The sequence below is a fragment of the Clostridium sp. genome (assembly GCF_017888565.1).
Classification (GTDB): Bacteria; Bacillota; Clostridia; order Clostridiales; family Clostridiaceae; genus Clostridium.
Genome location: NZ_JAGHFX010000004.1, coordinates 88,293 through 103,684, shown reverse-complemented (window position 1 = coordinate 103,684; position 15,392 = coordinate 88,293). Strand labels below are relative to the sequence as shown.

General features: G+C 29.6%; 14 protein-coding genes. 10 read left to right on the top strand and 4 right to left on the bottom strand.

Annotation, left to right across the window (positions count from 1 at the left end; all coding sequences use genetic code 11):
• Positions 1–58: 58 nt before the first annotated feature.
• A complete protein-coding gene (locus J7M87_RS00720) occupies positions 59–1,051 on the bottom strand; it encodes a hypothetical protein (protein ID WP_291647704.1) in 993 nt (330 codons plus the stop codon).
• A gap of 151 nt (positions 1,052–1,202) precedes the next feature.
• On the opposite strand from J7M87_RS00720, the gene cdaA reads away from it, so the two are divergent.
• The 6 genes from cdaA to buk (J7M87_RS00690) all read left to right on the top strand — a co-directional run bounded on the left by cdaA (position 1,203) and on the right by buk (J7M87_RS00690) (position 8,553).
• Positions 1,203–2,054, top strand: coding sequence for a diadenylate cyclase CdaA (gene cdaA, locus J7M87_RS00715; RefSeq protein WP_291647702.1), 852 nt, complete (start codon positions 1,203–1,205; stop codon positions 2,052–2,054).
• Positions 2,027–3,292, top strand: a complete 1,266-nt coding sequence (locus J7M87_RS00710) for a CdaR family protein (RefSeq protein ID WP_291647701.1) — start codon at positions 2,027–2,029, stop codon at positions 3,290–3,292. The genes cdaA and J7M87_RS00710 overlap by 28 nt, the downstream gene beginning before the upstream one ends.
• Before the next feature lie 337 nt (positions 3,293–3,629).
• Positions 3,630–5,231 carry an FAD-dependent protein gene (locus J7M87_RS00705; protein WP_291647698.1) on the top strand — a complete coding sequence of 534 codons (1,602 nt, stop codon included), beginning with the start codon at positions 3,630–3,632 and terminating at the stop codon, positions 5,229–5,231.
• 225 nt (positions 5,232–5,456) lie between these two features.
• Entirely contained in the window at positions 5,457–6,365 is a 909-nt protein-coding gene (ptb, locus tag J7M87_RS00700; protein ID WP_291647696.1) for a phosphate butyryltransferase, read from the top strand.
• A 26-nt stretch (positions 6,366–6,391) separates the two neighbouring features.
• The gene (buk, locus tag J7M87_RS00695; protein WP_291647694.1) at positions 6,392–7,462 is read left to right on the top strand and encodes a butyrate kinase; all 1,071 of its coding nucleotides are present in this window, start codon (positions 6,392–6,394) and stop codon (positions 7,460–7,462) included.
• A 20-nt stretch (positions 7,463–7,482) separates the two neighbouring features.
• Positions 7,483–8,553 carry a butyrate kinase gene (buk, locus tag J7M87_RS00690; RefSeq protein WP_291647692.1) on the top strand — a complete coding sequence of 357 codons (1,071 nt, stop codon included), beginning with the start codon at positions 7,483–7,485 and terminating at the stop codon, positions 8,551–8,553.
• A 320-nt stretch (positions 8,554–8,873) separates the two neighbouring features.
• Here the strand turns inward: buk (J7M87_RS00690) and J7M87_RS00685 are convergent, their stop codons facing one another.
• Positions 8,874–10,004 (bottom strand): zinc-dependent alcohol dehydrogenase, encoded by a 1,131-nt coding sequence (locus tag J7M87_RS00685; RefSeq protein WP_291647690.1) that lies wholly within the window; start codon positions 10,002–10,004, stop codon positions 8,874–8,876.
• 415 nt (positions 10,005–10,419) lie between these two features.
• A complete protein-coding gene (locus tag J7M87_RS00680; protein ID WP_291647688.1) occupies positions 10,420–10,599 on the bottom strand; it encodes a hypothetical protein in 180 nt (59 codons plus the stop codon).
• Positions 10,600–10,745: 146 nt separating this feature from the next.
• On the opposite strand from J7M87_RS00680, the gene J7M87_RS00675 reads away from it, so the two are divergent.
• The 3 genes from J7M87_RS00675 to glmM all read left to right on the top strand — a co-directional run bounded on the left by J7M87_RS00675 (position 10,746) and on the right by glmM (position 13,433).
• On the top strand, positions 10,746–11,579 hold the full coding sequence (locus tag J7M87_RS00675; protein ID WP_291647686.1) for an AIM24 family protein: 834 nt from the start codon (positions 10,746–10,748) through the stop codon (positions 11,577–11,579).
• A 94-nt stretch (positions 11,580–11,673) separates the two neighbouring features.
• Positions 11,674–11,973, top strand: coding sequence for a YerC/YecD family TrpR-related protein (locus tag J7M87_RS00670; protein WP_291647683.1), 300 nt, complete (start codon positions 11,674–11,676; stop codon positions 11,971–11,973).
• A 116-nt stretch (positions 11,974–12,089) separates the two neighbouring features.
• Positions 12,090–13,433: a phosphoglucosamine mutase gene (glmM, locus tag J7M87_RS00665; protein ID WP_291647681.1), complete on the top strand. Its 1,344-nt coding sequence runs from the start codon at positions 12,090–12,092 to the stop codon at positions 13,431–13,433.
• Positions 13,434–13,612: 179 nt separating this feature from the next.
• On the opposite strand, the gene J7M87_RS00660 is transcribed toward glmM, so the two are convergent.
• Positions 13,613–13,963, bottom strand: coding sequence for a hypothetical protein (locus J7M87_RS00660; protein WP_291647678.1), 351 nt, complete (start codon positions 13,961–13,963; stop codon positions 13,613–13,615).
• An 839-nt stretch (positions 13,964–14,802) separates the two neighbouring features.
• Here J7M87_RS00660 and ilvN point away from each other — a divergent pair.
• Entirely contained in the window at positions 14,803–15,315 is a 513-nt protein-coding gene (gene ilvN, locus J7M87_RS00655) for an acetolactate synthase small subunit (RefSeq protein ID WP_278599614.1), read from the top strand.
• Positions 15,316–15,392 lie beyond the last annotated feature (77 nt).

The window sequence follows — 15,392 nt, the reverse complement described above, 5'->3', positions numbered from 1 at the left end:
CTTTTGGATAACATATAATCCAAGATTATTATTTCCAAAAGAAAAAATTTAATACAAATTATTTTTCAAGAATATTTTTGTAATCTGAATAAGCATTTATTACGTCATCTCTTTTAGATGAAGCATTTTTGTAATTTCTATTAATTTCTTTAGAAAACTTATCTACGTCAGAACAAGTTTTTTCATATATAGTTGCTTCTTTAATAGATTTTAAATATATATAGTACATATTTAAGTAGTCATTTAAAGCGTCGTATATATCCATACAGCCATCTGGAATAGACATAGACACAATTTTAGATTTTAGGTTTTCATAAGATTTTTCCTTAATATACAAATCATCAATTATAGCTTGTAGATCTCTTTTGTCTTCTCTTATTTTATTAATGGCAGGCATTAAGTCCTCATTTAATGAGTTGAATTCTGAATTAAATGAATCAAGTTGCAGGAAGAATTCTCGTTGTTGAGTATTTTGAAATTCAGAATCTCTATTAACCTTAATTACAGTATTTAAGTAATTATAAGTATTGTCAAAAAATTGTAATGTATTATTAGAAAAGTCTACATTAATTTTGTTTTGTGCTAAAATAGAATAATCTTTTATACAATTTTCTTTGGATATGCTAAAATTATCCAAATCAGTACTAGACTTTATATCTTTAGGATTAGAAAGAATATTGATACAACTATCATATAAACTTATAGTAGAGCTTATAGCATTGGTTAGATCGTTTTTTATAGATGAAATTTCAGCATCAATATCTTCAATTTGAGAAGTTGAATTTAATAATTCTTTTAGTTTATTTGAGCCAGATACCAAAAGATCATAGGATTTAGTTGTATCAATGGTTAAATCTTTTATGCCTAATTCGAGATTTGCATTTACGTCATTTAATTCATTGCCAATATTTTTTATAGTTCTTTTAGCTCTATTAGAATCTGAGTTATATATGATAAAAAACATTGAAAATGATACGAGTAACAGTAGCGATATTATGAATACCATTAAATTTTTATGATCTTTGAACAAAGTACTAAGTTTTTCTTTCATAAGTTTATCACCCCATATAAATTTCTTTACATAAATTTATATTACAGTAAAGTGAAAAATATTATAAAATTAAAAAAAAATTAAATATTATACTAAGAATTTACTTATTGGTGTATAATTAATAATATATGAAAATTAGGGGGTGCCCTTTATGCAGGAAATTAGTACATTTATAACAAACACACTAAAAAATATATCTATATTTGCAGTTTTAGATATATTAGTAGTTGCCTATATATTCTATAAAGGATATATACTAATAAAAGAAACAAGGGCAGAACAACTTTTAAAGGGTATTGTACTTATGGTGGCATTGATACCTATAAGTTATGTCTTAAAATTAGAAATGTTAAATTTCATTTTAAATAAGACATTGACCGTTGGTCTTTTATCTGTTGTTATAATATTTCAACCAGAGATAAGGAGAGCATTAGAACACATAGGTAGAAGTGCTTTTGAAGAAATACACAATATTCAAAATGAAGAGGAAAGAAACATAACTGTAAGTGAAATAATTACTGCAGTTGAGAATTTAGCAGAATCAAAAACAGGTGCATTAATAGTTATAGAACAGGCAACAAGGTTAGGAGAAATACTTAATTCTGGAACTATTTTAGATGCAAAAGTAACGTCGAATTTACTAGAGAATATATTTGTTGTTAATACACCATTACATGATGGGGCCACTATAATAAGAAAAGATAGAATATTAGCATCTGGATGTGTACTTCCACTTACAAATAATAATATGATAAATAAAAAGCTTGGAACAAGACATAGAGCAGCTATAGGGGTATCAGAAGTTTCGGATTCTATAGTTTTAGTTGTGTCTGAAGAAACTGGAGTAATCTCATTAGCTATAAATGGTAGGTTAACAAGAAATTATGATAGAGAAAGATTAAGAGTAATTTTACTTAAAATGATGCAACATAATGATAGAAAGAATGTTAAATCAGCTGGGGAGAGGGTGAAAGCTTGGATAAGAAGGAAAAAAATAGATTAATAATACCAGTAATATGTCTTTTATTATCTATAGGCTTATGGGTTTATGTAACTAATGTAGAAAATAAAATAAGAACTACAGAAATAAGCAAAATACCAGTTGAGTTAATCAATACAGAAGCTCTAACTAGCTCAAAATTAGCAGTAACCCCAAATCAGGAATTATATGTAACTTTAAAAGTAGAAGGAAACACAAGTGATATAAATAAAATAAAGAAAAGTGACTTTAAAGTTCAAGTTGATTTAAGCGAGTATGCTTGGAAAAAGGGAGAAAATAAAGTTCCTGTTTCTATAGTAGATTATCCAATTACGGTAAGTATAAGAAATACTAATACACTGACAGTATCAGTTAAAATAGAAGATATGGTAGAAAAAACTATGCCTATAACTTCAAATATTAAAGTTACACCAAGACAGGGATATTTTGCATCTGCAGCTACTATAGAACCTAAAGAAGTTAAGGTAACAGGAGCGGAGTCAGTTGTCACAAAAGTAGCAAGTTTAGTTGTTTCAGATAATAAAGAGGATGTTTTTGAAAATTTAGTAGGTAGTTATGATATAAAACCATTAGATGAAAATGGAAATGAAGTTGTGGGAGTTTTGCTTTCAGAAAAATCTGCTAATGTGGAAATAAGAGTTAGCAAAGGTAAATTTGTAAAAGTAAATATAGTAACTAGTGGACAATTACCTAATGGGCTTAAACTAAAGTCTATGGAAAGCAACAAAAAGTTTGTAGAAATTTTAGGACCTAATGAGATATTAGATACAATAAGTGAAGTAAATTCGACTCCTTTAGATTTAAGCTCAATAAATGAAAGTAAAGAAGTATCTCTTGGAATAGTGATTCCAGAAGGATTAAAAATATCTCAGGGTGAAGATTATGTTACAGTTAAAGTTAATGTAATAAAATTTGCAACTAGAGATTTTAATATAAAATATAGTATAACAGGGGTAGTTGAAGGAGTAAAAGTTACACCGACTAAAGATACTATTAAAGTGACTATAAGTGGGTACGAAAATGAGATAGGAAATATAACTGCCGATAATATAAAAGCTTCTATAGATGTAAGTTCATTTAAGGAAGATGGAAGCTTTGAGCAAGAACCTAAAGTTATACTTCAAGGTTTAGATGAGAGCTTTAGTATAGCTTCTATTGAAAAAGTATCATTTACAGTAGCTAAAGAAGTAGCTCAAAATCCATCTGATAATAATGATAATAATAGTAATAATAATGAGTAATTTAAGTGAAAAGATACATAGTTATTTTCTATGTATCTTTTTTATGGATTAAAAAGGATAAAATTTTACATTAAAACTAAACAAAGAGAAAAAGTAATAAGAGTTATGGATATTCATTTTTTGTCTTAAGCTGCTTATAAAATAGAATGATGTAGATTGTTCATTATAAGAAAATAGTAACAAATAAAACATATAAAAATAATACTATTAATAATAAATTTATGTTAAAATAAGTGCTAACAAATTAATGTTTAATTTAAATTATATATAAGTTAAAATAAAGTTTTTACATTTAACTAAATTTATATACAGTAACTTATAGAAAGGAGATTATAATATGTCCATTAGAGTTAATAATGTAGCTTTAAAGATAGATGAAGATAAAAATGCATTAATTAAAAAGGTGTCTAAGAAATTAAAAATTTCAGAAGAGGAAATAAAAAATCTTAAAATAATAAAAGAAAGCCTAGATGCTAGAAAGAAAAATGATATAAAGTACATATATTGTGTAGAAATACAACATAAAAATGAAGAAAAATTAGTTAATAGATTGAAAGATAAAGATGTAAAGTTTGAGGTACCATCTTATAATGCTGAGATAGTTTCAGGAGATAAGGAATTAAAAAATAGACCAGTAGTAGTTGGATTTGGACCAGCAGGAATATTTGCAGCATTACTATTAGCAGAGAAGGGATATAAGCCGCTAGTTATAGAACGTGGAGAAGATGTGGATAAAAGAACTGAGACTGTTGATAAGTTTTGGGAAACTGGTGAATTAAATACAGAGTCTAATGTTCAATTTGGAGAAGGTGGAGCTGGAGCCTTTTCAGATGGTAAGTTAACTACAAGAATCAAAGATACAAGATGCGATTATGTATTAAAAGAATTGGTTAGAGCTGGAGCACCAGAAGAAATTACTTATGTTGCAAAACCTCACGTTGGAACAGATCTTTTAAAAGGTGTAGTTAAGAATATTAGAGAAAGAATAAAGGAATTAGGTGGAGAAGTTTTATTTTCATCTAAATTAGAGGATATAAAAACGGAAGAGGATAGAGTAAAATCTATTATAGTAAATGGGAAAGAAATAGAGTGTGAAAATCTTATTATTGCAATAGGGCATAGTTCAAGGGATACATATGAAATGCTACATAAAAGAGATGTCTTTATGCAGCCAAAAGCTTTTGCAATTGGTGTTAGAATAGAACATCCACAAGAGCTAATAAATAAAAGTCAATATGGAGATATGTATCAGCATCCAAGGCTTAAGGCAGCTGAATATAGATTAACATATCAAAGTGAAAAGCTTAAGAGAGCTGTATATTCATTTTGCATGTGCCCAGGTGGAGTTGTAGTTGCAGCGGCATCAGAAAATGAAAGATTAGTATCAAATGGTATGAGTTATCATGCTAGAGATTTAGCTAATGCAAATTCAGCATTAGTTGTTACTGTGGGACCAGATGACTTTGAAGGTGATTCGCCACTTAGAGGAATGGAATTCCAAAGACATTATGAAAGCCTAGCATTTAAGGTGGGAGGAGGAAGATATAAAGCTCCAGTGCAATTAGTTGGAGATTTTATGCAAGATAAAGTAAGTACAAAGCTTGGTTCTGTCACTCCTAGTTATACAGCAGGATATGTGTTTAAGGATTTAAGAGAATGCCTTCCGGAATACGTAATAGAAGCATTGAAAGAAGGTATAATTGATTTTGATAAAAAAATAAAGGGATATGGAAACTATGACTCAGTTTTAACAGGAATAGAGACAAGAACATCTGCTCCGATTAGAATGACAAGAGACGAAAACTTGCAAAGTATATCTATGAAAGGCTTATTCCCAGCAGGAGAAGGAGCTGGATTTGCAGGTGGTATAATATCAGCTGCAGTTGATGGATTAAAGGTTGCAGAGAAAATAATTCAAGAATATAAACCAATGAAATAAATATTTGGGAAAATTCTGAAAATTTAAGTTTTCAGAATTTTTTTTGTTACAATATAAAGGTAAATATTTGTAATTTATATTAATTATTGATATAAATTTAACAAAAGTGGTGTGTAAATAGTAATTAAGGATTATAATAGATATTAAAGAAAGAAAATTCTTAATTCTTAGAATAATATTTAATTATTAAAATAAATTTACACTAGTAATATAAGGGGTGCAGAAATGAGTAAGAATTTTGATGACTTATTAAAAAAGGTCAATAATTGTGCTAAAAAGAAAGTAGCAGTAGCAGTGGCACAAGATGAACCGGTATTAGAAGCAATTAAAGCCGCTAAGGAAAGAGGAATTGCAGATGCAATATTAGTAGGAGATTCAATAAAAATAAAAGAGATAGCTGATAAGATTGATATGGATCTTACACAATTTGAAATTGTGAATGAATCAAATGTAAGCAAGGCAGCTTTAGAAGCTATAAGGTTAGTATCATCTGGTGAAGCTGATATGGTTATGAAAGGATTAGTAGATACAGCTACATTTTTAAGGAGTGTTCTTAATAAAGAAGTAGGTTTAAGAACAGGAAAACTTATGTCTCATGTTGCTGTCTTTGAAATAGAAGGAATAGATAGATTAATTTTATTAACTGATGCAGCATTTAATACGTATCCAGATTTAAAAGCAAAGGTTCAAATATTAAATAATGCAGTAGATGTTGCCCATGCTTGTGGAATAGAGCTTCCTAAAGTAGCGCCAGTATGTGCAGTAGAGGTAGTTAATCCAGATATGCCAGCAACAATAGATGCATCATTATTATCAAAGATGAATGATAGAGGGCAAATTAAAGGCTGTATAGTGGACGGGCCTTTAGCTCTAGATAATGCCTTATCAGAAGAAGCTGCACATCATAAAGGAATAACAGGAAAAGTAGCAGGAAAAGCAGATGTAATTTTACTTCCAAATATTGAAACAGCAAATGTTATGTACAAAACATTAACATATACATCAAAATCAAGAAATGGAGGACTTTTAGTTGGAACATCTTCACCTGTAATTTTGACATCACGAGCTGATAGTTTTGAAACAAAGGTACACTCCATTGCGCTAGCTGCATTAGTTGCAGAAGCAAAAAAATAATATAAGAATATGGGGGAGACTTTGTTATGTCTTACAAACTATTAATTATCAATCCAGGATCAACTTCAACTAAAATTGGTGTTTACCAAGATGAAAAAGAGGTTTTTGTTAAAACCTTAAGACATTCCGCAGAAGAAATAGGAAAATATGATAGTATTTATAATCAGTTCCTATTTAGAAAAGAAATAATTATAAAGGCATTAGAGGAAAATAATATTGACATAAAGACCCTAAATGCAATCGTTGGTAGAGGCGGAATGCTAAAGCCAATGGAAGGCGGAACATATTTAGTAAATGAAATTATGTTAGAAGATTTAAAGGTTGGAGTACAAGGACAACATGCTTCTAACTTAGGTGGAATAATTTCAAATGAAATTGCTAAAGAATTAGATATACCAGCATATATAGTTGACCCAGTAGTTGTTGATGAATTAGAAGACGTAGCAAGATTATCCGGAGTACCTGAATTACCAAGAGTTAGTAAATTTCACGCTTTAAATCAAAAAGCAGTTGCAAAAAGATATGGGATAGAATCTGGAAAAAGTTATGATAATTTAAATTTAATAGTAGTACATATAGGGGGAGGAGTTTCAATAGGAGCTCATAAAAATGGAAGAGTAATTGATGTAAATAATGCCTTAGATGGAGAAGGACCATTTTCACCAGAAAGAGCAGGAAGTGTTCCAATTGGTGAATTAATTAAGTTATGCTTTAGTGGTAAATATACAGAAAAAGAAATATATAGCAAGATAGTTGGAAAAGGTGGGTTTGTAGCATATTTAAATACAAATGATGCTATAGAATTAGAAGATTGGGTAAATGAAGGAAGAGAAGAGGCTATAAAGTACTATAATGCATTTGTTTATCAAATTGCAAAAGCAATAGGTGAAATGGCAACAGTTTTAGAAGGAAAAGTAAATAGAATTATAGTTACAGGCGGAATAGCTTATTGGAAGCAGCTTATATTTGATTTAAATACCAGAGTAGGTTTTATAGCACCAATTACGGTTTATCCAGGGGAAGACGAGCTGTTAGCTTTAGCTCAAGGAACTTTAAGAGTTTTGAGGGGAGAAGAGATAGCTAAAGAATATAAATAAGCAGTTAGGAGGACGTTAAAATGGCTTTAAAATTACTTATAATAAATCCAGGTTCAACATCAACTAAAATAGGGGTATATGATGGAGAGCAAGAAGTATTAGTGGAAACTTTAAGACACTCATCAGAGGAAATATCAAAATATGAAACAATATATGATCAATTTAAATTCAGAAAAGATATAATAGTAAATGTATTAAAAGAAAAGAATTTTGACATAAACACTTTGGATGCAGTAGTAGGTAGAGGTGGAATGCTAAAACCTATGGAAAGTGGTACTTATAAAGTTAATGAAAAAATGCTTCAGGATTTAAAAGATGGTGTGCAAGGACAGCATGCTTCAAATTTAGGGGGAATAATTGCAAACCAAATAGGTAATGAACTGAATATACCAGCTTTCATAGTAGATCCAGTTGTTGTTGATGAACTTAATGAAGTTGCAAGAATTTCAGGTGTTCCTGAACTACCAAGGGTTAGTAAATTTCATGCATTGAATCAAAAAGCTGTAGCTAAAAGATATGCAAAGGAATCAGGAATTAAATATACAGATTTAAACCTAATAGTTGTTCATATGGGAGGCGGAGTTTCAGTAGGAGCTCATAAAAATGGAAAAGTAGTAGATGTAAATAATGCTTTAGACGGAGAAGGCCCATTTTCGCCAGAAAGAGCAGGTTCGCTGCCAGTAGGAGCGCTTATAAAAATGTGCTATAGCGGTAAATTTACAGAGCAAGAAGTATATACTAAGGCAGTTGGAAAAGGCGGATTTGTAGCATATTTAAATACAAATGATGCTAGAGATGTATTAAAATTAGCAACAGAAGGAAATAGAGAAGCAGAGATTTGTTTCGATGCATTTATATATCAAATTTCTAAATCGATTGGAGAAATGGCAACAGTTTTAGAAGGAAAAGTTGATAGAATAATATTCACAGGTGGAATAGCTTATTCAGAAAAAGTTATAGATGAATTAAAGAAAAGAGTAGGATGGATAGCACCTATTACAATTTATCCAGGAGAAGATGAATTATTAGCCTTAGCTCAAGGAGCAATAAGAGTTATGACAGGAGAAGAAGAAGCTAAGGAATACATTTAAACTGAGAATGTAAAGACTACGATAACTAGATATATTACATAAGCTAAATAGATACGCAAAGAAGTACTAGGCTTGTAATTGCTCGCTATATGCTTATTCCACATATTCTATTTATCTTTGTCAACTTATATTCCTACTTTAAATTAATAGTGAAAAGTGAAAGGGGGAAAAAGTGAAAGAGTGAAGGTGAAAATCCTCAATGGATTTTTAGAAAAATAGTGTTTTGCACTAATGTATTCTAAGTTTTGAGAAGCAAAACATCCTTAACTTTTTCATTCTTCACTTTTCAATCTTTAACTATTTTGCTTTGTAAAATACTATCAAGGTTTTAATATTACCTTTATGCAGTTATCTTTTTTATTACTAAAAATATCATATGCATGGTCACCATTATCTAATGCTATTTTGTGTGTTATGATATCTGTAGCATCGAATTTACCTTCTTGTATAAGTTTTAATATTGGATCAACATATGCTTGAGCTGGACATTGCCCCATTTTTAAAGTTACATTTCTAGAAAAGAAATCTCCAAGTGGAAATAAGTTATATCTAGCACCGTAAACTCCAACCATGGAGACAGTACCACATTTTCTAACAGCCCTACTAGCAATTTCTATTGCAGATTTTGAGCCTCCTTGTAGTTTCAGCATAGATTCTATTTTTTCAAATGTAGACATTTTACCGTCCATACCAACGCAATCAATTACCACATCAGCACCACCATTAGTTAATTCTTTTAGGTATTCTCCAGTATCATCATAATCTTCTAAATTAACAGTTTCTACACCTTTATAGCTTTTAGCGTGGTTTAATCTATAATCTACACAATCTACAGCTATAACTCTTTTTGCACCTTTAAATATTGCCCACTTTATAGATAAAAGTCCAACTGGACCACATCCAAGTACTACAACAGTATCTCCTTTTTTCATACAACTCATTTCAACACCCCAATAAGATGTTGGTAATATATCAGTTAAAAATAATACTTGTTCATCTTCAAGTTCATCAGGAACTATTGTAGGTCCAACATTAGCAAAAGGAACTCTTAAATACTCAGCCTGCCCCCCATCATAGCCGCCAAAGGTATCACTATATCCAAATAAACCACCAACTTCTCCATATGGATTAGAATTGTCACATTGTGAATATAAATCATGATCACAATACCAACAATGTCCACAAGAAACTGGGAAAGGGACAATAACTCTATCGCCTTTTTTTACTTTTTCTACATCTTTGCCCACTTCTTCAACTATCCCCATAGTTTCATGACCTAAAACTGAGCCCTTTTTAAGGTTAGGAACTCTGCCATTAATTAAATGAAGATCAGATCCACATATTGCTGTGGATGTAACTTTTACTATTATATCTTCACTATGCTGTATTTTAGGATCTTCAACTTTCTCAACCCTAACATCTTTAATACCCTCATAAACAATTGCTTTCATAATATACCTCCCAAGAATATAATAAATATAATTTAGTTTTACAATTCATTGTAAAAAATATACATGGAAAATAAGGGGAGTTAAGAAGAGTAAATATTATATAGTTAGGATAATCCTATCCATAAAAATTAAATTTTTTACCTGAAAAGAGAAATATTAAATATAAGTGAGAGCTTGTAATAATTTTATTTGATAGAAAAAAGAATATGTTAAGATGATAGAAAAAGAGAGTTTGATTATTAATAGAATAGAGTGGTGTTATATAAATATTATTAAGATATTGATTAAGGATATAGTGTCTATACCTTAATCAATATCTATTAAATTTTCAGATGAGGATAGATTTACTAATTTTTATACAAGGAAAATTTATAAAGTCAGTTGATAGATGAATTGAAATAAAGTCTGATAAATATTAGGGTTTTAATATTATTTTTATGTAAGAATTATTTTTGCTGCTAAATATGTTAGATGAGTAATTTTGATTGTTAAATGCATTAGATTGGTCATTTACATTATTTGAAGAAACTCCTTGATTTATTATGTCTGTTGTATGTCTAGTATTCCTAATACCTTCATATACAATTGCTTTCATAAAGCACCTCCAACAAATTTAATAAAGTTTTAGAACTAATTGATATATCTTAATATTGCCAAATTTACATGTGGAATATACATTAAAATGTATGGTAGTTTGAAAATATAAAATTATGGTAGAATATAGATGAAGGGGGAAATATTATGATAACTTCGTTCAATACAAATAATAAGATGACAATGGTATCAGAAATGAGAAGTGATACCATATTTCAAATTTTAGAGTATGATGATTTAGAGGGATCGGATGATTTGAATTTATCAATCCAGTTAGATTTTATGAAAAAATCATCAATTAAATTAAGACAAATTAGATTAATACTAGATGATAGTTCTGTTAAAATAGAAGCAGGAGCCCTAAGTTATATGAAGGGGAATATAGAGATAGAAAATAAAACAGGAGGAATTATAGGACTTGGTAAAAAGTTTTTTTCAAGTAAGGTGACAAGCGAGCCAATGTTCAAGCCAATTATTAGGGGGACTGGTGAGGTGTTTTTAGAACCAACCTTTGGACATTTTACCTTAATAGAGCTAGAAGATGAAGAAATAATAGTTGATGATGGATTATTTTATGCATGTGAAGAGAGCATAGAAGTAGAGCCCGTAATGCATAAAAATGTATCTTCATTAATTTTCGGAAATGAAGGAGTATACCAAACTAAATTAAGGGGAAGTGGAATAGTAGTATTAGAAATACCAGTTCCAGATAAAGAAATATTAAGATGTAAAATGTTTAGAGACACTTTAAAGTTAGATGGTAATTTTGCTATTTTAAGAAGTGCAAATATAGAATTTACAGTAGAAAAATCAGGAACTACATTAATAGGAACTGCACTCAATGGAGAAGGTCTACTTAATGTATATAGAGGAACAGGAGAAGTGTGGTTAGTTCCAACTAAGGCCATATATGATGAATTAAAGGAAAAGGGATTAAAAGAATTAACAGATCCAAGGGGAGATAGAAATACAGAAATTTAAATAAATAGTACTTCAAGGTAATGACGTTGTAAACTAATAAAAAGATAGGTATAATTTATTAGTAGTATTCAAAAGAAAACAAGGAGTGAGATATTTGGGTCAAGCAGAAAGCAAGCTTAAAAATCCAGAACTAGATCTATTTTTTGAAGCTGTTTTAAAGTTAGAAAATATAGATGATTGCTATAATTTCTTTGAAGATGTTGCAACAATAAACGAACTTAAGGCACTAGCACAAAGGATGCATGTTGCAAAGATGTTAAAGGAAAAGAAGGTATATACGGAAATTGCAGAAGAGACTGGAGCCAGTACAGCAACTATAAGCAGAGTGAATAAATGTTTGAATTATGGTACTGGAGGATATAACTTAATTTTAGATAGACTAGAAGAGAAGTAGAATATAATAAAGTTGTAATAATAATAAAGTTGTAATATATCAATTGGGAATGTATACTATTTATTAGGACATTATGTAAAACCAATAAACCAATAGAAAAAGTGAGGTAAAAAAATATGGGTAGAATGTTTGGGACAGATGGAGTTAGAGGTATTGCCAATACAGAATTAACATCTGAAATAGCGTATGGCTTAGGGAGAGCAGGAGCTTATGTATTAACAGAAGGAACTCACAAGCCAAAAATATTAGTTGCTAAAGATACAAGAATATCAGGAGATATGCTAGAAGCAGCTTTAGTATCAGGAATACTATCAGTAGGAGCAGAAGCTGTTATATTAGGCGTTGTTCCAACTCCAGCAGTAGCACATTTAATAAGAGAGTATAATGCTGATGCAGGTATAATGATTTCAGCATCACATAATCCTGTAGAATATAATGGTATAAAGTTTTTTGATAATAAAGGATATAAGTTACAAGATGAACTAGAAGATGAAATCCAAAGAGTTATAGAAAGTGGCTTTGAAGGAGTGCCAAGCCCAACAGGACATAACTTAGGAAGATCATCTATGGAAGTTGGAGCTCTTGACGAATATACTGATTATGCATTATCAACAATTCCAGTAGATTTAAAAGGCTTAAGAGTAGCTTTAGATTGTGCGAATGGAGCATGTTACAAAGCCGCAGTAAAGGCATTTAGACAACTTGGAGCGGAAGTTTATGTTATAAACGATAATCCAGATGGAACAAATATAAATGAAAACTGTGGATCAACTCATCCAGAAGAATTACAAGATTATGTTGTAAGAAAAAAATGTGATCTAGGATTTGCTTTTGATGGAGATGCAGATAGATGTTTAGCTGTAGATGAAAAAGGAAATCTTATAAATGGGGATTTCATACTAATGCTATGTGCAAAACATCTTAAGGATTTAGGAAAACTTAAGGATGATACTTTAGTTGTTACAGTAATGAGTAACTTAGGGTTAGATATTGCTTGTAAGAAAGAAAATATAAAGACAATAAAGACTAAAGTTGGAGACAGATATGTATTAGAAGAAATGGTTAAGGATGGTTATATTTTAGGTGGAGAACAATCTGGACATATAATATTCTTAGATTATAATACAACTGGTGATGGATTAGTTACAGCTCTTCAAGTTGCAGCTATAAAAAAGAGAAGTGGGAAAACATTAAGTGAATTAGCTGGAATAATGAAAGAACTTCCTCAAGTTTTAGTTAATGCCAAAGTTCCAAACGAAAAGAAAAATATATACTTAGAAGATGAAGAAATAATTAATGAAATAAAGAAAATAGAAGAAGCACTGCATGGTGCAGGTAGAGTTTTAATAAGACCTTCAGGAACAGAGCCACTAGTTAGAGTTATGCTTGAAGGTGAAAACCAAGAAGAAATAGATAAAATGGCACATGGATTAGCAGATTTAATATTAAGTAAAATATAGTAGAATAATGAAAAAATAAAGTGATGTTTGAAATTATCATTTCAAATGTGAATGAAATAATTAAAGAATAAACTCAGCTCTTTAGCTGAGTTTATTCTTTAATTATAATATACAATTATTTTACAAGTTTGGTTGAATTTCAAGGGGTTCGTGTTTCGTTAGGTCCTTTATTTTTATGTCTATCCCTCTATTGTTACTAATAATTGTAATTCCCCATTATCCTTTACGTCATTTATTCTTATATGAAGTACTCCTGAATATTTAACAGCAACACCAGGATTAATTGCATCAGGTCTTAATGCATATGAGAATTTCTCTTCATTTGTTTTATTATACATCATAATATCAGTATGATTTTTTAGATTGATAGTAGAAATTCCTGTCTGTTTATTTTGTCTAGGTTTTAATGTAGAAATAACTACATCTTCTACCATACTTCCCTCATAATTAAAGGAAATATCATTAATAGTTGTATCAGTATTATTGGTAATATTTACTACAGTCAATTGTAGTGGTGGAAATCCGTACATAAAAAACATCCCTCTCAATTTACATATTTTATATTAAAATAAATAATAAATTATCTACTTTATTATCTAACTAAATTCACTATGTCTAATATCTAACTTAGAATATAAAATTATATTTTATTGATCTATTTAATGTCTAAGGATTAATAAACAACTTTACTAACATCATTTATAGCAATATCAGTTCTACAATTGATTTTCATTACATTTAATTTTTGCTATTAAGCTATGATAAATGATTTCTAATATTATATATAATATTTTACTATTATTATAAAAAGTGTAAATAAGATAAACAATAAGTGTATAGGATAATTTTATTGATAAATAAATTTAATAAAAAAATAGATATTTTGATGAAATAAATATATTATAAAAAAGGAAATATTAGTAATTTATAAATAAATATATTAATTTAATATTAAAATAATAATATTATCTCTTTGAAATTGTATTCAAAAAACAGATTGGTAAAGTTTTCAATTTGCAATTGACACTTGAAGAATTGGGGAGTAAAATTTTAACAATAACAAAATTTAATATGTCCTTATAAATTTTATAAATGCGAAGACGGAGACTTTTGTTTAGAAAATAAAGTTACAGAGAGTCCATGGTAGGTGTGAATGGATACTTTACTAAATAATTATCACTCCAGAGCAGTGTCCAGAAAGTACAAGGGGGTATGAGTAAGAGACTACCGGTAAGCACCGTTAAAGGCAAGGGTTTGTTAGAACCTAGTGATAGTGTAATTTAAGGCGGAATGTTTATTACCACCATATTGAGTCATATCATTAAGGGTGGTTTTTTTACACAATTTTTTAATAAAGGGGGCTAAAAAGTTGGAAAGGCACGTATTATCTGTACTGGTGCGTAATTCATCTGGGGTATTGACTAGGGTTTCAGGATTATTTGCAAGACGTGGGTTTAATATTGATAGTTTAACTGTTGGAAGAACAGAAAATCCAGAAATATCAAGAATGACAATTGTATTGATGGGGAATGAAGATATTCTAGAACAATTTACGAAACAACTCAATAAGCTAGAAGATGTTCTACGAGTGCATGAATTAAAGTCAGAATTTTCAGTATATAGGGAGTTGGTTTTAATTAAAGTTCAGGCTTCGCCAGAAAAAAGAGGAGCAATAAACGAGGTAGTGAAAATATTTAGAAGTAAAATAATAGACGTTGCCCATAACACAGTAACAATAGAATTAACTGGTGATGATAGCAAGATAAATGCTTTGATTGAACTTATGGAAGACTACGGAATAGTTGAAATAGTAAGAACAGGAATAACAGCATTAGAAAGAGGAGACAAGGATATAACAAGTTATGGGGAATATTTTAATTAATGGATAATGACAAGTTAATTGATAATGCATAATTGATAATGGGCAATTAAGGAATAAACTTCTAAGGAGTTTAGAAA